This is a genomic window from bacterium, from assembly GCA_036382775.1.
GTDB lineage: Bacteria > Hydrothermota > Tepidihabitantia > SM23-42 > JAOAFX01 > DASVHD01.
Genome location: DASVHD010000049.1, coordinates 41,407 through 62,865, shown reverse-complemented (window position 1 = coordinate 62,865; position 21,459 = coordinate 41,407). Strand labels below are relative to the sequence as shown.

Here is a 21,459-nt window from a genome sequence, read left to right as displayed (position 1 = left end):
AAAAAGGAGCGCACATGACCCTACTGGACACTCTCTGCACGGCATACGGCCCGTCAGGGCGCGAAGACAAAGTGCGTCAGATCATAGAAAATGAGGTTGGGTCTTTGGGTGTGGAGATCAAAACCGACCCCATGGGCAACCTCATATGCCGCAGATCACCCAAAGCCGCCCGCGCGCGTGGCAAGAAGATCATGTTCTGCGCTCATATGGACGAGATCGGTGTTATTGTAACGCATATCGACAAAAACGGCTTTTTGCGATTTACCGGCGTAGGCGGTGTTTTTCCGGAACACATCCCGTATCAGCACGTGATCTTTGAAAGCGGCTTGACAGGTGTGATCGGCCTGGAACCCCGCCGGGATCAGACCAAGCCGTTGCTCCTTGAGAACATGTATATCGATATCGGCGCCCGCGACAAGGACGACGCGCTGAAAAACGTCAGGATCGGCGATATCGCGGCATTTAACCGTTCTGCGTCGCGTATCGGCGATCGGTTCACCGGCAAAGCGCTGGACGACCGCGTCGGATGTTTCTGCCTTATTGAAACGCTCAAGCGACTCAAGAAAAACGATAACGACCTCTATTTCGTCTTCTCGGTGCAGGAAGAAGTCGGCCTCAGGGGCGCCCGGACCGGCGCCTACGCCATCGAGCCTGCGTATGCGATCGCTGTTGATGTTACCCTTACGGGCGACGCGCCGGAAGCCGAAAAAATGGAAGTCGGCCTTGGCAAGGGGACAGCTATCAAGGTCAAGGACAGTTCGTTCATCGCCCATCCTGTTGTCAAAGACAAACTGGTCAGTATCGCCGACCGGTTAAAGATCCCTTACCAGCTCGAAGTATTGAACCGCGGGACAACGGACGCGGCCGTGATCCAGCTTATTAAAGAAGGTGTCGTGAGCGGTGTCGTCAGCATACCCACGAGATATGTCCACACCACGTGCGAGACATGCGATCTCGGAGATGTGGACTGGACCATCAAACTCATTACCGCGGTCGCCGAGTCCGGTCTTGAATAGAGCATGAAGCAAGGACTTTCGATCGTAGTGACAGCGACGGACTCCCAGGGGTCCCGTCACTTTTTCATACCCCGCAAGGGACTTTACCTCCTTGGCGCAGCGGCTTTTATAATAATCATTATCCTGGTGGTCGCCACGATCAGCTACGGACGCCTTTCTTACAAAGCGGTGGAAGCCGAGGTCCTGCGGAAACGGAACGCAGAGATCGAAAAGGAATTCGAAAAGATAAACGAGATAAAGAAAAACCTTGAGATCGTCGAACTTAACAATAAAAAATTGAAGACGATGCTCGGCATCGAAAAAACGCCCGAGGTGGTCCAACCGATCATCTCCGTTACGCGCGAGGCGGTCGTGCCGTCTGAATCCCTTGCCGGTGATGACAAGAACATCCCCGCGCTGATGCCGACCAATGGGCAGATATCCAAAGCTTTCGAGATCGGCCATGAGGCCCTTGATATCGCCGCCCCTCTTTTCACACCGGTGATCGCCACGGCCGCGGGTACGGTCACCGAAACCGGCTGGGATTCGCTGTACGGAAACTATGTCATCATCGAGCACAGCAGGAATTATTCCACTCTTTACGGCCATCTCAATTCCATTGTCAGTGACAAAAAACGCACCGTCAAACCTGGAGAAATGATCGGCACGGTCGGCTCATCGGGGAGGTCAACATCGCCCCATCTTCACTATGAGATCCGATTCCGGAACACAAGGGTCGACCCGATGGCTTATCTTCCCTATTTTTTTGAAAAGTGAGGTGAAATGAAAATATTAATAACAGGCATATCTGGCTTCGTGGGCAGTCATCTGGCGGAGTATTTACTGTCGCAGGGCGAGCACAAGGTATTCGGCACAATAAAATGGCGCTCCCGGCTTGACAACATTGAATCCATCCGGAACAAGATTTCCCTGTGTGAATGCGACATCAAGGATGCGTTCGCGCTGCGCACGGTCCTTACCGAGATCCAGCCTGATTATATTTTCCATCTTGCCGCACAGAGTTATGTACCGTTCTCATGGCGCGCGCCCGTGGAGTCAATGCACACCAACGTGATCGGAGAGATTAACCTCATGGAAACGGTCAAAGACCTGAAGTTAAAATCAAGGATCCACGTCGCCGGTTCCAGCGAGGAATATGGCATGGTTCTGCCGTCGGAGGTGCCCATCACCGAAGAGAATCCATTAAGACCGCTCAGCCCTTACGGTGTAAGCAAAGTCGCCCAGGACCTTCTCGGCTACCAGTATTTCAAAAGTTACCACCTGCATGTCGTGCGCACCCGCGCCTTCAACCACACGGGACCGCGGCGCGGCGACGTCTTCGTGACTTCCAATTTTGCCAAGCAGATCGTGGAGATCGAAAAAGGACTCCGGGAACCGGTGATCAAGGTCGGTAATCTCGACGCGGTCAGGGATTTCCTGGACGTGCGGGACGTTGCCCGCGCTTATTTCCTGTCCCTTGCAAAGGGCGAGGCTGGAGAGGTCTACAATATTGCCTCTGGTAAAGGCTACAAGATCAAAGAGGTGCTTGATAAACTCCTCGCCCTGTCAAAGGCGAAGGTCAAAGTCGAGCAGGATCCCGAGCGGCTAAGACCATCGGATGTCGAGCTTTTGATCGGTTCCGCTGAAAAGTTCAAGACCGCCACCGGCTGGCAGCCTCAGATCCCTTTTGACACGACCCTGCGGGATCTACTCGACTACTGGCGCGAACGGGTATCATGAAGTCGATCCTGGTGACCGGCAGCGAAGGTTTTGTCGGCAGCCATTTAGTTAAAACGCTGAAAGAAACGCTGTATAAGATCGTTCCGGTATGCCATCCGCTCCTGGTCCCCAAACGCGGCCGATATGTGCCCCTCGACATCACCAATGCCGAGTCGACCCGGGAAGTCATGAAGGCCTACAAACCGGATATCGTTTTTCATCTTGCTGCGGTCAGCTCAGTAGCCAAATCGTTCAATGACCGGCCGCTCACTTACAGCACCAATATCATGGGTACTTTGCACCTGCTGGAAAGTGCAAAACAGCTGGACAAGCCGGTCCGGTTCTTTTTCGTCTCGACCTGCGAGGTTTACGGCGGCGGTGAGAACCTTACGGAAACCGCGCCCATTGTACTGAAGAACCCGTATGCGATAAGCAAGTACGCCGCTGAACTGATATGCCGCGACGACGGGGTCGAGAATATCGGGTGGATCATCCTGCGCCCGTTCACTCATACGGGACCCGGGCAGGGTGACAATTTTGTCCTGCCGACCATTGCCCGGCAGGTAGTGGAGATCGAAAAAGGGAAACGTCCACCCCTGGTCGAGATCGGCAACACCGAGATCACGCGTGAATTTATGAACATCGGGGATATTGTCAGCGCCTATAAATTATCGGTCGAAAAATGCCAGGTCCAGGAGATCTATAACATTGCTTGCAGCAAAGGGCACACGCTGGGCCAGGCCATCCAGATCCTCCAGAGCGTCTCGAAGAAGAAATTCGAGGTCAAGGTGGACGCAGCGAAACTTCGAAAAGTCGATATCCCGGTCTTGACGGGCAATGGCGAGAAATTTTCCCGCACCGCCGGCTGGCATCCCAGGATCAAGTTCGAAAAAACCCTGGAAGACCTCCTGAACTACTGGAGAGCGCAGGTCAGATAGTCAAAACTGCATGCCGGCATGAACATCCTTATTATCAATTGGCAGGACTGGCTCAACCCGCTGACGGGAGGGGCGGAAGTGTATTTGTACGAGATCTTTTCGCGAATGGTGAAGAAGGGTCACCGGATCGTCATGCTATGCAGCCGCGCGCGCGGGCAAAGTCGACAAGAAGTGATCGACGGATTTGAGATATTCCGTGTCGGCCGGCGGGGAAATTTCAATTTTTTTGCCCCCCTGGCTTTGCGGGCGCTTTTGCGCCATCAAAAGATCGACGTTATCGTTGACGACCTCAACAAGATCCCGTTTTTTTCGCCTCTGTACACCCGCAAGAAGGTCTATGCTTTGCTCATGCACGTATTCCGCGGCACCATTTACCGCGAGACCAATCCGCTGGCTGCGTCCTATGTTTTTTTCACGGAACGGCTGATCCCTTTTTTCTATCGCAATTCTTGTTTCATAGCTATTTCAAACAGCTCCGCATCTGACCTGAATCATATGGGCGTCAGGAACGACATTAGCGTTGTCCAGAGCGGGATCCCGAATATCCCGTCCCAGGCGGCCATCAAAAGGATCGCCGGTCTTGTCGTTTATGTCGGCCGGGTCAAAAGATATAAATCCATCGATCACTTTGTGAACATGATCGCCCGCTTGAAAAAAAATAATGACGTGAAAGCGATGATCGTCGGCGACGGTGATGCACTGCCGGATCTGAAATCCCTGAATCGGAAACTCGGAACCGGGATCGAATTCACTGGTTTCGTGAGCGAGCGTGAAAAGTTCCGGATATATTCCAGCGCCATGATCGTGGTGCAGCCATCCATAAAGGAAGGCTGGGGGCTCACCGCCATCGAAGCCCAGGCCTGCGGGACCCCGGTGGTTTGCGCCGATTCTCCGGGCCTCAACGAGGTGGTGGCCGACGGCAGAACCGGATATCTATATCCTTACGGCGACATCGAATCCATGAGCGCCAGGATCAAAGATCTTTTAACCGATCATAAAAAGTGGCAGGATTTTTCATCGGCGGCGAAGACATGGTCGGCCCGGTTCTCATGGGATATCGCTGCGAACAAGATGGAAAAGATCCTGATCCAAAGCTTGTCATCATGACGACAATGGCGCCGTTTTTAATCCTGTGTTCGATCGCGTTCGCGCAAGACGGAGCTGCCGACTATTTTACCGCGCGGCATAATTTCGAACAAAACAATTACGCCATTGCCCGGTCATTCTTTGAAGAATTCATACGCGAACGTCCCGAAGATATCCTTGTGCCCAACGCGCGGTACTACTTGATCCGCATCAGCCAGGCTGACGGCAACACCACTGAGATGCTCGCGCAGGGGTTCCAGTACCTTCAACGTCAATTTTACGGTGAACGCCGGCAGGAGGTCTTCAACCTCATGCTTTCGGAGTTGATCGATCAAAAGGCATATTTATTGGCGTTTGACTGCCTCAAGCGGTACGACTACCTTAAACCGGATTCCACCCTGCTTTGGGAGATCTGCCTTCATCTCGTCGAACAACCGCTTTACAGCGACAAGATTTGGCCTTATTGCCCGCGCCAGGATACCTTCAAGTTCCTCCGCGCACAAGCGATCGTGGACCCGACCGAAAAAGCGGAGCTATATGGACATATCAAAGGGATAAAAGGTGAATTATACTTGACCGATTTTTTTCTCGGATTCGGCGACACCCTTAAAGCATACGATCTCTATAGAAAGATCACCATGGAGAGCATGAAAATACCCCTGCCCTTACCCCTCCTCTACCGGGCGGCAAAAGTAAGTCGGTTGTTTGACGCAGACTTGTTCAAAAGCCAGATCGCCGAGTTGTCCATGAGCGCTGACTTTTCCCGGAAGGCAAAACTGCTCAAAGCCCTGCAAACGGGCGTCCTGGAAACCGAGATTACGCCTTCGGATCCTGAAGAGACAAATATGCTTTTGCAATACTACCGTCTCGATACGGTCGCTGTCGGACTCCCCGAAGATATTGATCGCGAAGGGTTGTTTGCCGACACCACCAATTTCTTGCAGAATATTCAGATGCTGCGTAAAAAATACCGCGATGTTTTTTCGCTGGATTCGCTTTATGCCGAGGCGCTACTTGAACAAGATTTGTACCAGGACGCGTACAATGTTTTGCTAAAATACGGCAAATACGTCAACGTTAAACCATATCTTCGACGCGTAAAAACGTATGCCGACTTTTACTACCAACGTTATGAACAGGCACTCTGCAATGTGCTCATCATGCAATCCAGGGACCCAAACCTGCTTTATATTGCGGCCCGAAGCAAGGAACAACTCGATCAAAACCCCCTGGACCTGTACGCGAAGGTCATGGAACTCGCCGGTGACACCCTGCTCAAACGCAAAGCGTTCAATAACTATTTAAAAAGCGCCTACAAGTATCAGCGGTACCAGACAATAGCTGGTTACGATCCATCATATTTCACAACCGCCGACGATAAGTTGTTTGAAATCTATCTCTACAGCCAGGTACGCACCGGCAATAAAGCAAAAGCCGATTCGTTGTTTGGAAGCTTCGTAAGAGAGTACAGCATGGAATTCACGAAAGATTATGTAAACGCTTATGGAGAATACCTTGTCGAAGGCAAGAAATACGACCTGGCTATCAGCTACTACGATAGCATAATGCAATGCGCGCCTGGTTATCTCACAGATAAAATGTCCTATAATTATGCATTGTCACTGTTCATGAAACAAAACTATACTGCCGCGGAGTCGCTTTTCCATCTTATTTTTACCCAATACAGGAATAGCGATAAATACGCTGCCGCCGCGTTCAAAATCGCCACTATTAAGTACGTTAACGGTGACTTTGATTCGGCCGGGTTTTACTATCATATCGCCGGCGCTGACACGACGCTTAAGCAGAACGCGCTGCAAAACGAGTTGATCGCGTACAAGAAATCCGAGGACTGGAACAAGGTCATCCGGTCGGGCACGAACCTGCTTGCCATGCTGCCGGATGATGCCGGCGATGAAACGCTGTTCGAGATCGGTTACGCCTATCTCCGCCGGGCTGATGCCCCGCGCGCCATCGAGTATCTAAAGCGCGCGATCGCTGTCAAACCCAGTCCTGAACACCATTACTGGCTGGCCGAAGCGTACCTGGGCCGGGGTGATTTTATCCGTGCCCTGTACCATTACCAGGCGATCGTGGCCGATTTTGCCCGGGATGAGATGTGGATGCCGACTGCCGAGTTCAAATCCGGCCTCGCCCTGGAATTCCTGGGCGAAGTGGAGCAGGCACGGGCACTTTACCGGGATCTCATCAAGAAACGCGGGGTTGCCGACGTTTGGGGTGGTGAGGCTAAAAAAAGATTGGAACTGATTAAATGATAAAAAGACCGCAGGAAACGCAGGATCATGTTATTTGCAGGAACCGTCAAAGGATACAAAAATTCATTGGCCACATAGCTGTCTACTGTTTACTTTCCACCGTCTATTGTCTCCTCAGCAGTTGCTGCGGCTACACTACCCGTTCGCTCCTGCCTGGCTATATGAAAAAAGTGAACATCAAGCTCTTTGATAACCAGACGATCAAAGCCGGTCTGGATGAGCTGGCAACGCTGGCTGTCAACGATGCCTTCCGCAGCGGTTCCGGATTGCGCATAGTCGATGAAAAACAGGCGGATCTGGTCATTGAGGGATCCGTGACCGGCTATGACAAAGAACCATATATTTACACGGGTTCGACCAGTGTTTCTCAGTATAAGATTACGGTGAGATTCTCGGTTCGCTGCATTGATCAGATCACTAACGACGTCTTCTGGGAAGGGGAAGTTTCTGAATGGACGATCTGCGAGAACAATGAAGATGAAGGCATCCGGGATGCAATGCGCAAGACCGCGGACCGGCTGGTAACTGCCATCCTGACGAACTGGTAGCATGGAAACACTGATTGACATTACGCGCAACGGCGTGTACTATAATAATATTAGGTTCATGCGGCAAGCATGGATCAAGTATCGGCCAAGGAGGCTTACGTGAAAAAAATCCTTATTCTGGGGACGCTCGCGCTTATCGCGGCGGCCTGCCAGCGCAATCCCCTCGTTGGGCAATGGGAACGGTATGGCGATGACGCGGCGGGTTCGATCGTTGAGGTTGAAGGTTCCGGTGGCAAATTTTTCGGCAAGCTTGTCAAGGTCTCGGGCGTTCTGGAGCGGCTTGAATTTGAAGAAAACGACATCAAATGGCGCGACATCGAACTGATGGGCGCAAGCAAATGGAGCGGCCAGGACCTGATTAAGGAGATTGATTCAACCGGAGCGATCGTGTCGGTCGGTTATAAGGATGTTTATTTTGTCCTGATCAACGATTCCGAACTCGAAGTGCGCTGGTTTGCCAAGGAAAAAGAATTCGTCGGAACCGTTCAGCGCTGGCGAAAATTGTGATGCGACATTGCCATAATACTGCAATAAGACAGGAAAGCAGATGACCAAAAAAAACGTACTCATCGATGACCTGTACCGAATCCGTTACCTCCGGGAGATCGCGCTGTCACCGGACGCGGACCGTATCGCTTATACCGTCGAGTGGATGGACAAGAAGAAGAATAAATACTTTTCCAATCTCTACGTGATTGATAGCCGCGGCAAGGTGCGCCACTTTATACGAGGCGACAAAACTGTCGGCAGCCCGCAATGGTCGCCGGATGGCTCATTGTTGGCTTTTCTTGCCACCGAGAAAGAAAAGACAAACCTGTGGGCGATACCCGTCAATGGCGGTGAAGCCTATCAGATCACCGATGCCAATGGCTATTTTGGCACTTATCACTGGATGCCCGACGGTAAAAACATCATTTGCGAATTCACCAGGAAAGATGAAGACAAGGATCGGATCACGGAGAAAGGCAAACCGCCTTTGTTCTACTATATTACAAAAGCTTTCTATAAAGAAGATAATGTCGGAATACTGCCGGCGGACAGAACGCATATCTGGAAGGTCAAAGTCAAAAATGGTGTGATGACACAGCTGACCTATGGACCGAACGGCGACAGGGAGCCCGGTATTTCACCAGACGGATCCGCGATCGCTTTTGTTACTAACCGGAACCCGGATTACGAAGAAAAATTCCTATACCTGGATATCTACGTCATCGACCAGGATGGAAAGAACGAACGCCGTATTAATACGCTGACCGGACCCAAAGGCGCGCCGGAATTCAGCCCGAGCGGGACCCATATCGCGTTTATCGCCCGCGGATATCCTGAAGAACACGTTGGCTGGAGACAATGGTCCATCTGGTACGCACCCTTGCGGGCTGGAAAATCGGTCAAAATCACTCCATCTTTTAAAGACGCGATCGGCGATGATATTATCGATGATTGCGGGCATTTTGCACGATTTCGTCTGCGTTTTATCAATAACGGCAGGTCCCTCGTATTCCCGGCGACCCAAACAGGCCGCACCTTGCTCTGTCGCGTAGATATCAGGAAGCGCACGGTCGAAAAATACATTGATCCGGGCAACCGGATCTACGCGTACGACCACGACGGTGAAAATTCATGCGCCCTCGCGATCAGTAATTACCGGGACCCCGGAAACCTTTACCTGTGGCGAAGCGGCGTGCTCATGAAAATGACCGACATCAACCTTGAGTATGCCAAGCGCCGTAATTTCTCGGTACCGGTCCAGTTCACGTACAAAGGTTACAAAAACCATCAAGTCCAGGGATGGCTCATGAAACCAACGCGTACTGATCATGGTAAAAAGTACCCGCTCTGCCTTGAGATCCACGGGGGACCGCACGTTGCCTATGGCCAGTCGTTCTTTCACGAATTCCAGGTGCTGGCCGGACAGGGCTACGCGGTTTTTTATTCAAACCCGCACGGCAGCACCGGATATGGCGAGCGGTTCGCCCGGGAGCTGCACCTGCGCTGGGGGAAACCTGATTATATCGATCACATGAAAGCCATCGCCGCTTTAAGAAAATACAAATTCATCGATTTTAAAAAAATGGCCGTGATGGGCGGCAGTTACGGCGGTTTCATGACTAACTGGATCATCGGTCACACCGACATCTTTAAGGCTGCCATTTCCATGCGCAGCGTTGTCAACATGTTATCTTTTTTCAACACTGATTTTGGTTTCGATCTTCACAAAGAATTTGTCGGCGACCTTTGGAAGAAGAAAAATTTCCGGTTCTACTGGGACATGTCGCCGCTGAAATACGCTCCCAGGATAAATACGCCCCTGCTCATCATGCACAGCGAGCAGGACCACCGCTGTCCGATCGGGCAGGCCGAAGAACTGTTCACGGCCCTGAAGATCCTTAAAAAGAGCGTGGTCATGGCGCGGTTCCCCGAGGAAAGCCATGAGCTTTCCCGGCATGGCACGCCGAGGCGACGCGAAAAAAGACTCGAACTCATGCTGCGATTCCTGCGGCAGCAGCTGACGAAACGAAAGTGAAAAAAAGGAGACAATAGTCCGTGCAGCCGGACCTATCGATCATCATTGTTAACTACAATGTCAAGCACTTCCTGGAACAGTGCCTGATGGCGATCGAGAAAGCCCGGCACGGTCTGCAGGTCGAGATCTTCGTCGTCGATAACGCTTCGGTCGACGGCAGCCAGGGATTGCTGAAAAAGAAATTTCCCTACGTTAAACTCATAGAGAACCATAAAAATCTGGGCTTTTCAAAAGCCAATAACCAGGCGCTGCGGCAGGCGAACGCCGCTTATATTCTGATGCTGAACCCCGACACGCTTATCCAGGAAGACACTCTGATCACGTTGAAGAAGTTCCTGGATGAGCACCCACAAACCGGTGCTGTCGGCTGCAAGCTGATAAATCCGGATGGTACTTTTCAGATCGCCTGCCGCCGCAGCATCCCGACCCCGTGGATCGCCTTCACCAGGATCGTAGGTCTAAGTAAGATCTTTCCTAAAAGCCCGGTGTTCGGCAAGTACAACCTGACGTACCTGGATCCCGACTTGCAGCACGAAGTTGATGTCCTGTCGGGTTCGCTGATGATGGTCCGCAAGGATATCATCTCACGCATCGGTTATTTCGACGAGGACTACTTCATGTATGGCGAGGACATCGACCTGTGCTACCGGATAAAGAAAGCGGGAATGAAGGTTTTTTACGTTCCGACCACGAAAGCGATCCATTACAAAGGCGAAAGCACCAAAAAGGGCGAATTCCCCTTCATTTCCAACTTCTACACCGCCATGCTTTTGTTCATCAATAAACATTTCAAGAACCACTATTCGATCGTGTTGAAACTACTCCTGATCGCAGGCATCTACATACGGGCTGCGGTGGCCTATCTCTATCTAATGTTCAAAAGTCTACTGCCGTCACTGATCGATGCCGTATTGGTCGTTGCCTGCATTTACCTGAGCATCAAGATCTGGCTGCCGCATTATTCTCTGGAACGGTTTGGCGTCATATATCCGATCTACACCGTCATCTGGCTTGTCAGCATGTATCTGGCCGGTGCCTACCATGCGCGGGGCAAGTATCATATAAAACCGGTGCTCAACGGCACCTTATTTGGACTTCTGCTAAACGCGACGTTCACCTATTTTTTCAACCAGTTCGCATATTCGAGGGTCGTTGTAATCATTTCATTCCTCTTGATAACCGCCGTGCTCAGCACATGGCGCCTGCTCTACCGCGTGCTGATCCCTCAGGCCATGAAACACTCCCTTTCCAAGTTACGACGTGTCATTATCGTCGGCGTCGGCAAGGAAGGCGAGCGCATCTTGAAAAAACTCAGGACGCGACCTGATCTGCCGTTCGAGATCTGCGGCTTCGTTGATTTTGACGAGAACAACATCGGTAAGGAGATCGACGGTACCGAGGTCCTTGCAACGACCGAGAACATAAAGGACCTTATCAGGGTCGAAAAGATCGATGACATCATATTTTCCAGCGACCGGCTGACCAACGTGCAGATCCTGGAAACGATAGCAAACGCCCAGGGCAGCGGTGTTGTTTTCCGGATCGTACCCCATAAACTCGAATTCATCATCGCCAAATCCGTGGTTGATGAGTTCGATTCGATGCCACTGCTTGATTTTCTTAATGTCTACGATCCCGTCGATTCGATGGTCAAACGGTTCATTGATATATTCGTCTCTTTCCTGGTCTCGACCGTGACCGCGCCTTTAGTTCTGATCAACTGGCTCATCGGAGCCAGACTCATAAGCGACCGGATCATCACGGAAAAGGGACAGATCAAAGAGATCATGCAGTATAAAAGAGGAATCCCCTTCCTTAAGAACGTACCCCTATTCTGGCATATTTTCAAAGGAACGATCAGCCTGGTCGGTGCAGAGTATATTAATCCGCACACCACGACGCGCCGGCCTGTTTACAAATCAGGGATAACTGGTTTGAATCAACTGCGGGCTAAACAAAAGAAGAAACAATTAACGCAGCAGGAAAAAGATTATTATGATCTTTATTATCTCAGGAACCGATCAGTTATTACAGACCTGCAGATCCTGATCAAATCGATATTCTGATCCGGTCGCACTTAGCAAATATCCAGAGGATCGACATCGATCTCAAGAATCACATCCCGCAGGTCAATTTCTCTCAAAAATTCAATCCTTTTCCTGTTAAACTTTGAAAAAGCCTTAAGCAGAATAAATACCCTGAAATCATCTCGTATGCGGTAATAATACGAATTGTTTGGACCGTAGATCTTCAAACCCTGTACATTCTGGATCCGTTCATACAAACGTCGTGCTTCATGCCAAACGCGTTCCTCCTTTTTCCCTTTCAGTCTTAACAAAACAAGTTTGGTATAAGGCGGAAACTCAAGTTCCTTTCTTAACTGCATTTCCTGGGCGAAAAAGTTAGGGTAATTTTGCAGCTGCCCGAAAATGATCGAGTACTGTTCCGGATGAAAGGTCTGGACGAGTACAGTGCCGGGCTTTTCTCCCCTCCCGGCCCGGCCCGCAACCTGTGTCAGTAGCTGGAATGTCCGTTCCCCGCTCCTGAAGTCAGGTAAGTTGAGAACCGTATCGGCGTTGATCACGCCCACGAGCGTCACTTCAGGAAAATCGAGCCCTTTGGTCACGAGCTGCGTGCCGATCAGGATCTGCGCTTCGCCGGTCTCCAATGTGTGCAGGATCCGGTCCGCTTCTCCCCTCTTGCGGACCGAATCACGGTCCATGCGGACGGCAGAATAGGGCTCGTCATCAGGCTGCCTGGGCATACGGTTGATCAACCGCCGCACCAGTTCCTCTATACGCTGGGTCCCGGCCCCTTTATAAAGCAGTGTTTTCTTCCCACACCGGGGACAAACCGACACCAGGCGGCTGCGGTGGTCGCAGGTGTGGCAGGATAGATATGACGGCTTGCCTGGTCTGGCGCTTCGGTGACTGACCATGGGCAGCTTGCAGAGCGGGCATTGCGCGATAAAACCGCAGTTCGGGCATATAAGATTGGGCGCATATCCCCGGCGGTTCAAAAAGAGGATAACCTGTTCGCGGCTCGAGATGGTCTCTGCCAGCTTCTGCTCCAGGCGGCTGGAAATATATTTGTGATGCTCGTTGCGGACATCAATGATCTCGATCACTGGCATGGGTCGGTTGTCGATCCGGTTTTCCAGCTTCAATAACCGGTACTTCCCGACCGCTGCGTTGTGAAACGTCTCGATCTGCGGCGTCGCGCTCCCAAGCACGACGCTGATCCCTTCGATGCTGCCTTTCATCACCGCCGTATCCCGCGCGTTATACCGCACGGTCCGCTGGTGTTCCTTGTAGGACTGGTCATGTTCCTCATCGACGATAATGATCTTGAGATCTGGGATGGGCAGGAAGATCGACGAACGGGGACCGATCACCACTCTATAGACGCCGTTCTTTATCATATTCCATAGCGTTCTCCTGGCGTTCGCGGTCAGCGAGGAATGGATCGTGGCCGCCTGGGTGCCAAATCTTTCGGCGAAGCGGTTAAGCAGGAGCGGGGTCATCGATATTTCCGGGACCAGGACCAGCGCACGGCCTCCATGCTCCAGCACCTCCTGCACAGCTCGGATATAGACCTCTGTTTTGCCGCTGCTCGTGACACCCCAGAGAAGGAATGTGCAGTATCTATCATTTCTCAACGCGCCGGTGATCTCGTCCAGCGCCTGTTTCTGCTGGTCGGTAAGTTTGAGCGTTTTATGCCGGTCGACAGTCGGTGGAGGTTGCTGAGTAATTGTGTGTTCATCCGCGGCATCCATGTCAAGCACACCGGCCGGCATAGCGAGGGTCATGACCTCGCCCAGCGTTCCCATATAGTATTCGGCGATCCACTGGTACAACTTTATCAACGAACCGGACAAGAATGCGGAGTGAACTACGCTTTTGATGCTTCTAATACCCCGCACGCTCCGGCTGACATTGGTCCTGACTACGATGCCGTGGCGGTCCTTCTGCCTGAGCGGCACGAGAACCAGGTCGCCGACTGCTATTTTCTCATCGGTCTCGTAGGTCAGAAAATCGAATTTCGTCTTCGGGATCGCGACGTCGACCAGCATTGGTTATTACTGTTTCCTTGCCAGTTCTGCCATCGGTTCCGACGGAACCACATCGTCTTTTTTTAGCGATATAAACATTTCACGTTCTCTCCATTTAGTATATTGGATTGCGGAATAAAGTCAATCGTAATACCCATGGATCACTGTAATAGATTTTCGTTACCTTAAAATTTAACCGCTTTGTAAAATATTTTTTTTATTATCTCCGCGATAATGATATAGAGAACCATTACGATCCCCAATAATATAAGAAAAGAACTGGGCAGCGGACCAAAACCGAACAATTTCCCAATCGGTGTGAACGCGATAAGAAAAGCAATCCCAATGACCATGAAGGTTGCAAATATTAGATATGAACCGGGAATACTTTTGAAAAAAGGCTTGCGGGTCCGGATAACCAGCACGATCACCGCGGCTGATACGATTGACTCCAAAAACCAGCCGGTTCGGAACTGGGCCGGTGATGCCTGCAGCATGAATAATAGAACTCCAAAGGTCAAATAATCAAATACGGAACTCAAAAGTCCAAAAACGATCATGAACTTGCGGATGAAGCTGATGTTCCAGCGTCTGGGTTCATCGACCATTTGCCTGTCGACGCGATCGGTCGCGATAGTCATCTCCGGGAAATCGGTCAATAAATTAAGGAGCAAAATCTGTTTAGGCAGCAGGGGCAGGAAACGCAGAAAGACAGATGCGCCCGCCAGGCTGAACATATTGCCGAAATTAGCGCTCGTTGCCATGAAGACATACTTGAGCGTATTGGCAAAAGTGCTTCTCCCTTCCTGAACACCCTGGCTGAGGACCCCCAAATCTTTTTCTAACAGGACAATATCAGCCGCATCCTTGGCGGCATCCACACCGCTGTCAACTGAAATGCCAACATCAGCCGTATGGAGCGCTGAGACGTCATTAAGACCGTCGCCGATAAATCCGACTACATGGCTTGACTTCTTGAGTGCCAGAATGATCCGTTCTTTTTGATTTGGTTCAATTTCGGCAAAAACCCGGGTATCTGACACAACCAGAGTAAGTGCCTCGTCGGTCATTTGATGAAGGTCTGAGCCGGTGAGGATTTCAGCGTCTCCCAAGCCTATTTTTTGAGCCATATTGAAGGCAACAAGCCGGTTATCGCCGGTGATTATTTTAAGCGTAATACCCAACTTTTCCAATTGCCCGATGGTCTCAGCGATTTGAGGTTTGGGCGGATCAAAGAACACGATCAAACCAAGGAAGATCATGTCGGTTTCGCTTTCTTTGGTAATGATCGTTTGTTCGCCCATAAGACGATAAGCAATGCCCAATACGCGATTACCGCGATTACTATAGGTTTCGAATAGTTTTTGGATCTGGTCCTGCACCCTTGTCATATCTACAATTCCCTCTGCCGGGACCTCGGCCGAGGAACAAATAGCCAGGACATTCGCAAGCGCGCCTTTGGTGATCATCAGGTGAGTTTTATCTTTTGACAATAGAATGCTGAGTCTTTTGCGAACGAAATCGTAAGGCACCTCGTCCAGTTTTCTGCAGTCCGAGATGTCGAACTCTCTTGCCTTACGTATTGCTACATCAATAGGATTGGCTAAACCGGTTTCAAAAGAAGCGTTGAGAAAAGCATAAAAAAGTGCTTTCTCACTATCCTGGCCAATTACATTAAGACCGGCGTTTAACTCCACAACGCCTTCAGTGAGCGTGCCGGTTTTGTCGGAACAGAGCACGTCCATGCTCCCGAAGTTTTCAATCGAGGCGAGACGCTTGATAATTACTTTTTTCTTAGCCATAGCTTTAGCCCCATGGGCAAGGTTCACGCTGATAATGGCCGGTAAAAGCTGCGGCGTCAAGCCAATAGCCAAGGCCAGAGAGAAGAGAAAAGAATCAAGGACGGGCCGGGCCAAAAATACATTGATGGCGAAGATTGCGATCACTAATAAAAGCGTTATCTCCATCAATAAATAGCCGAATCGCCTTACCCCGCGTTCAAATTCGGTCTCGGGCGGCCGCAGCCGCAGCCGCGCGGAAATTTTGCCGAATTCGGTTTCTTTGCCAGTATAAACAACGACGGCCCGGGCTGTTCCGCTGACGACATTGGTACCCATAAGAAGCGTGTTTACTTGCGGCCCGGGCAATGTTTCCGAGGTCAGCTCCTTAGCTTCCTTTTCAACCGGATAGGTTTCGCCGGTCAAAGTTGCTTCATTAATGAACAGGTCTTTCGATTCCAGGAGCCGGCAATCTGCGGGGATCACATCACCGGCTTTAAGCAAGATAATATCGCCCGGGACAACCTCGTCGATCGGGATTTCTTTTACCTGACTGTCGCGCAGCACCTCAGGTTTTATTTGAACTACCGACAGCAATTTTTCTACTGCCCGGGACGCTCCCCGCTCTTGCCAGAATCCCAGGAACCCGCTTACCATGACTATTATCAAAATGATCAGGGCATCGATGTGCTCATGCAGAAAGTATGACAACAATACGGCAAAGAGGAGGATAAGGATGATCGGACTTTTAAACTGGGAGAGAAAAATGGTGAGGTCGTCCGGCCGCTTTTTTGTTTTTAGTAAATTTGCCCGATTACCGGCGTAGCGTTTTTGGGCTTCCTCACTAGTGAGACCTTCCGGCGCCGTTTTTAGTTGTTGCAATAAATCGCGCAATGATAGGCGCCCAAATTCTTGTATGCCTTCATCCATGTTTTGTTATCTTTGCCCTTTCCAGTATTACAGAGCGGAAACGTTTTTTGGCATTTCTAAACATTTTTTGTTATCGTATTATATGAGCTTTTTAAATAAAGTCAACCTTTTAAGAAAAATACACCTGTCATGCATTTCACCCCTTGACAAATTGAAGTAATTACTATATAATAGCAGGTATTAATAAGGAGATCGCTGACGCTGAAATGGATATCGATATAAAAGAAAAGCTCCAGGCGTTTAAAAAATGCTGTCATGGGCATGGTTTGAGGATCACGCCGCAGCGTATCGCTATTTACAAAAAGCTGTCAGCATCCGACAAACACCCTTCGGCGACTGAAATTTACAGGCAAATCAAAAACAAGTTCCCGAGCGTTTCTCTGGGGACCGTAAACAGTACTCTTATCACATTCACAAAAATTGGCCTTGCGCGCATTGTAGAAGCATCCGGGGATCCCAAACGTTTTGATCCCGATACTAAACCGCATCATCATTTCCGCTGCCTTAAATGCAGTAGAATAATCGATTTTTATAATACAGCCTACGATAATATCAAAGTTCCTGAGGAAATCGCAGAAAAATGTTTCGTTTCAAGAAAAAAGGTGTACTTGGAAGGATTATGTGATAGGTGCCGCAATAAGGCGAAAGCCTGTCCATGATACGCCCGAACAATTGTTTATTTCTTGTCTCTTCTGTTTGCCAAATAAATAAAATATAAGGAGGTATACCATGGCAAAAGAACAAAAAAAACTGACTACTAATTTTGGGAGACCGGTCGATAATGACCAGGACAGCATAACCGTCGGTATCCCAGGACCCACCATACTTGAAGACATCCACCTTGCCGAAAAACTCGCCCACTTCAACCGCGAACGGATCCCCGAGCGCGTTGTGCACGCTAAGGGCGCGGGCGCGGGCGGATATTTCGAGGTCATGCATGACGTTACGAAATACACCCGGGCAAAATTCCTGTCCGAAATCGGCAAGCGTACCGAAGTTTTTGCCAGGTTTTCCACGGTCGGCGGAGAAAAAGGCTCGGCGGATACAGCGCGCGATCCCCGCGGGTTTGCCGTAAAATTATACACGGAAGAAGGAAATTACGATATAGTAGGCAATAACACACCAGTTTTCTTTATCCGCGATGTCATCAAATTCCCCGATTTCATTCATACCCAGAAACGCAATCCCGCTACGAATGCCAAAGACCCGGATATGTTCTGGGATTTTCTCTCTCTTACCCCGGAATCAATACATCAGGTTACGATCCTCTTCTCAGACCGCGGTACGCCTAAGAGTTACCGCCACATGCATGGTTTTGGCGGTCACACCTTTAAGTGGTGGAACGCGAAAGGTGAATATTTCTGGGTGAAAATTCATTTTAAGACTGCGCAGGGCATCCAAAATTACAACCGGCAAGAGGCGTCACGCCTTGCCGGCGAGAACCCCGATATCGCGACCGACGATTTATTTCAGGCGATCAAACGTGGTGAATATCCGGCCTGGGACGTGCAGATCCAGATCATGAAATCCGAACAAACCAAAGACTACAAGTTCAATCCCTTCGACGTGACCAAGGTTCTGCCCCACGGCGATTTCCCGGTCATTCCGGTGGGCCGCATGGTACTCAACCGGAACCCGCAAAATTACTTTGCCGAGGTGGAACAATCGGCTTTTTGCCCTGGCAACTTTGTCCCGGGGATCGGTCCTTCTCCCGATAAGATGCTGCAGGGTCGGATCATTTTCTATCATGACGCCCATCGTTACCGTCTGGGTCCAAACTACCACTTGATACCGGTCAACTCGCCAAAAGGAGTCATGGCCAATAACTATCAGCGTGACGGCGCTATGCGGGTGGATGAAAACGGCGGCGGTGGTCCGAATTACTACCCAAACAGCTTTGAAGGTCCCCAACCACAGCCGGAGATGGCAGAACCGTCACTTGAATTTTCCGGCAAAGGCGCCCGGCAACCTTATGTCCATCCCAACGACGATTTTGTGCAAGCCGGTGACCTCTATCGTAAAGTCATGACCGATGAGGACCGGGAGCACTTGATCGGGAATATCGTTGACCATTTAGGTAAGGCGCAAAAACGTATTCAGATCCGCCAAACAGCGCTTTTCTACAAGGTTGATCCTGAATACGGAACCAGGATTGCACAGGGATTGAAGCTTGATGTAAAAGAGGTTGAGCTCCTGGCGAAAATGTCACAGGAGGAGCGGGCGAAAGCGACTAAATAATACCGGTTAAGTCTTTGATTTTTAAAAATACCGTTAATATTTCGCCTGGTGTCAGGAAATAGATTACCGTTTTTATAGTTCTTGTATCTCTGACCTTCGGCGCCCTCACCGGGAAGATCAATTTAATACTTGACAACCAATGAATTTGTATTATACTTAAGTATATTTGTTATTTAAGGTTTTTAAGATATTGGTAATGGATAATTTCACGTTAAACGACCAAAAGGAGGATGTATGGTAAAATCCATGGCAGCCCTGCTCGTAGCTGCATGTTTTGTCAGCGCGTCCAACCTCACAGTAAACGGCGACTTTGAATTGCCTTTTACTACCGGATGGATCGATACCGCCAGTAATCTCACGGCGACTTTCACTCAGGCGACCACTTTTGATGCGGATCCCAACTATGAAGCATGTGTCGAGGTCGGCACGGCCGCGGGTTATGCTACATTGCTGCAAGTCGTCGAACTGCCGTCCACTAATGTCAATTTCTCGGTCAATGCCAAGCTTTACGCTTACGATAACCACGCGAGCGCGTGGACCGGTGCCGCTGTGGTGCTCACGTATCTAAACAGATTCGGCAGCCGGATCGGTTCTACCAGGATCTGTGCGCGCTCGACTGAAAATCCATGGGTGAACACCTCAACCATGCATATCATTCCGGCAGCCGATTCATTGTGGCATGCCTACGCCTTCAATATCAATACCGAACTTGGCAATCTTCCGGGTATCAACCCCTCGGACGTACAGCAGATCGAAGTCTCGCTTTTTGACACTACCTACCACTGCTGAGGGGCGACCGAATCGGCGAAGGTCTTCGCCGACGACATCATCCTTGACTTCACGGTCAGCGGAATCTACCTGTACAACCTCAGCGAGACGGTCCACGATCAGGCCGGAAATAATAACGGGTACCTCGATCCGGGCGAAAATGCAAACCTGACCGTGCTGCTGAAGAATTACGGCACAGCACAAGCGAACAATACCGCTGGCACGCTCGCTTCTTCATCACCTTATGTCACGGTCAACGATAATGCCGGTTCCTGGGGCAACATCCCGGCCGGCGGTACGGTTGAAAACCTGAGCAATCCGTTCGGCGTAACGCTTGGTTCTTCAACTCCCCTCGGCGCGGTCATTGATTTTTCGATGATCATCACGTCCGCGCTGCGATACCAGGATACACTTTACTTCAGCCTTATCGCGGGTGGCCCGGGTAACGACTATATCACGCATGACTGCGGTAATGTTAAACTCTCGATGACTCGCTACGGCACGCTGGGTTACATGTCGGCTTACGCACCCATTGCCGGCGATGGATTTTGCTACCCGGTTGCCAGCGCAAGTCATTTGTTCTATGGCACGTTCGCAGTCGGCAACGCGGCGACATACTGCATTGACCGATATTTCAAGGGCGGGACCTGTGACGACGACTGGCATACTTCCAGTGTACCCGATGGTTCAATGAGAATGAGCGAGCCGGGCCCGGGCAGTTATGATGAATACGCGACCGGTCAGTTTGACGACTCTGGTCATCCGTTCTTCATAGGGCTAGCGTGCGAGCAATCTTCTTGGGCATATAATGATCCAACAGCCAACGACTTCGTGACGGTCCGCTACTTGCTGCGCAATGGCGGCAGCGCGACCATTACTAATCTCTACGCGGCTCTGTTCATGGACTGGGACGTCGGTGTTGCAACAAGTGATCAGGGTTCATCTGATCCCGTTCGGAAGTTAACCTGGCTCTTTCAAAACACGCCTTATGTCGGTGTGGCTATACTGGACCCTCCCCGGACAGTCCCCGCTGCCAACCTGTCGATGGTTAGCCATTTGGTCTACGTCTACCCGCTAAATGGATTGCCCGACAGCATGATTATCAAATTCATGAACGGAACTATCCAGCAGCCGTCAACCGACACGATCTACGACTGGACGGCGTGCAATTCAAGCGGTCCATTCACATTAACGCCTGGTCAGACCTATATAGCAGCATTTGCCGTGCTCGCAGGCGATAATCTTTCGGACCTGCAGGCGAACGCGGATACGGCATACAACCGTTACTGGGGTGCGATCGGCGCTGAAGAACACAAAGCAGCAAATGCGCCATCATCGCATATCAGGATCATTCCGGCGATTACGCGCAATAAGAACTGCGCGGTCTGCTACGATTTCCAGCATGAAACGCCCGTGTTGATAAAAATTTACAACTCTACCGGACAGGTGATCGCCGAGTCAGATCATGGCATGTGCCGGGGCAGCAGTGAGATCTCCATCGACATGAAGCCCTTTGCGCAGGGTATCTATTTTGTGGCGGTTCAAACCGACCAAAGCGTCACTACGTCCAAGATCATCTGGCTAAAATAACCAGCGTTTCAACCAGAA

Annotated in this window: 16 protein-coding genes; 14 read left to right on the top strand and 2 right to left on the bottom strand. The window is 50.6% G+C overall.

Annotated features, from left to right (window positions below; genetic code table 11):
* Positions 1-14 precede the first annotated feature (14 nt).
* From VF399_12735 to VF399_12690, 10 genes are all read left to right on the top strand, one after another.
* On the top strand, positions 15-1,016 hold the full coding sequence (locus VF399_12735) for a M42 family metallopeptidase (GenBank protein HEX7321207.1): 1,002 nt from the start codon (positions 15-17) through the stop codon (positions 1,014-1,016).
* Positions 1,017-1,019: 3 nt separating this feature from the next.
* Positions 1,020-1,772, top strand: coding sequence for a M23 family metallopeptidase (locus VF399_12730; GenBank protein ID HEX7321206.1), 753 nt, complete (start codon positions 1,020-1,022; stop codon positions 1,770-1,772).
* Positions 1,773-1,778: 6 nt separating this feature from the next.
* A complete protein-coding gene (locus VF399_12725; GenBank protein HEX7321205.1) occupies positions 1,779-2,735 on the top strand; it encodes a GDP-mannose 4,6-dehydratase in 957 nt (318 codons plus the stop codon).
* Positions 2,732-3,652, top strand: a complete 921-nt coding sequence (locus VF399_12720; protein ID HEX7321204.1) for a GDP-mannose 4,6-dehydratase — start codon at positions 2,732-2,734, stop codon at positions 3,650-3,652. The genes VF399_12725 and VF399_12720 overlap by 4 nt, the downstream gene beginning before the upstream one ends.
* 18 nt (positions 3,653-3,670) lie before the next feature.
* A complete protein-coding gene (locus VF399_12715; GenBank protein HEX7321203.1) occupies positions 3,671-4,759 on the top strand; it encodes a glycosyltransferase family 4 protein in 1,089 nt (362 codons plus the stop codon).
* A complete protein-coding gene (locus tag VF399_12710; GenBank protein ID HEX7321202.1) occupies positions 4,654-7,014 on the top strand; it encodes a tetratricopeptide repeat protein in 2,361 nt (786 codons plus the stop codon). The genes VF399_12715 and VF399_12710 overlap by 106 nt, the downstream gene beginning before the upstream one ends.
* Positions 7,011-7,562, top strand: a complete 552-nt coding sequence (locus VF399_12705) for an LptE family protein (GenBank protein ID HEX7321201.1) — start codon at positions 7,011-7,013, stop codon at positions 7,560-7,562. The genes VF399_12710 and VF399_12705 overlap by 4 nt, the downstream gene beginning before the upstream one ends.
* A gap of 99 nt (positions 7,563-7,661) precedes the next feature.
* Complete coding sequence (locus tag VF399_12700) at positions 7,662-8,069, top strand: hypothetical protein (GenBank protein HEX7321200.1); 408 nt, start codon at positions 7,662-7,664, stop codon at positions 8,067-8,069.
* A 40-nt stretch (positions 8,070-8,109) separates the two neighbouring features.
* Positions 8,110-10,086 carry a S9 family peptidase gene (locus VF399_12695; protein ID HEX7321199.1) on the top strand — a complete coding sequence of 659 codons (1,977 nt, stop codon included), beginning with the start codon at positions 8,110-8,112 and terminating at the stop codon, positions 10,084-10,086.
* Positions 10,087-10,106: 20 nt separating this feature from the next.
* Positions 10,107-12,152, top strand: a complete 2,046-nt coding sequence (locus VF399_12690) for a glycosyltransferase (GenBank protein HEX7321198.1) — start codon at positions 10,107-10,109, stop codon at positions 12,150-12,152.
* An 11-nt stretch (positions 12,153-12,163) separates the two neighbouring features.
* On the opposite strand, the gene priA is transcribed toward VF399_12690, so the two are convergent.
* Positions 12,164-14,158 (bottom strand): primosomal protein N', encoded by a 1,995-nt coding sequence (priA, locus tag VF399_12685; protein HEX7321197.1) that lies wholly within the window; start codon positions 14,156-14,158, stop codon positions 12,164-12,166.
* 164 nt (positions 14,159-14,322) lie between these two features.
* Positions 14,323-16,809: a magnesium-translocating P-type ATPase gene (gene mgtA, locus VF399_12680; protein ID HEX7321196.1), complete on the bottom strand. Its 2,487-nt coding sequence runs from the start codon at positions 16,807-16,809 to the stop codon at positions 14,323-14,325.
* Between the two features lie 242 nt (positions 16,810-17,051).
* Here mgtA and VF399_12675 point away from each other — a divergent pair, with 242 nt between their 5' ends.
* From VF399_12675 to VF399_12660, 4 genes are all read left to right on the top strand, one after another.
* Positions 17,052-17,504 carry a transcriptional repressor gene (locus VF399_12675; protein ID HEX7321195.1) on the top strand — a complete coding sequence of 151 codons (453 nt, stop codon included), beginning with the start codon at positions 17,052-17,054 and terminating at the stop codon, positions 17,502-17,504.
* Positions 17,505-17,574: 70 nt separating this feature from the next.
* Positions 17,575-19,083 carry a catalase gene (locus VF399_12670; protein HEX7321194.1) on the top strand — a complete coding sequence of 503 codons (1,509 nt, stop codon included), beginning with the start codon at positions 17,575-17,577 and terminating at the stop codon, positions 19,081-19,083.
* Positions 19,084-19,317: 234 nt separating this feature from the next.
* Positions 19,318-19,872, top strand: a complete 555-nt coding sequence (locus VF399_12665; protein HEX7321193.1) for a hypothetical protein — start codon at positions 19,318-19,320, stop codon at positions 19,870-19,872.
* Between the two features lie 153 nt (positions 19,873-20,025).
* A complete protein-coding gene (locus VF399_12660; GenBank protein HEX7321192.1) occupies positions 20,026-21,441 on the top strand; it encodes a T9SS type A sorting domain-containing protein in 1,416 nt (471 codons plus the stop codon).
* The last annotated feature ends 18 nt before the right edge of the window (positions 21,442-21,459 follow it).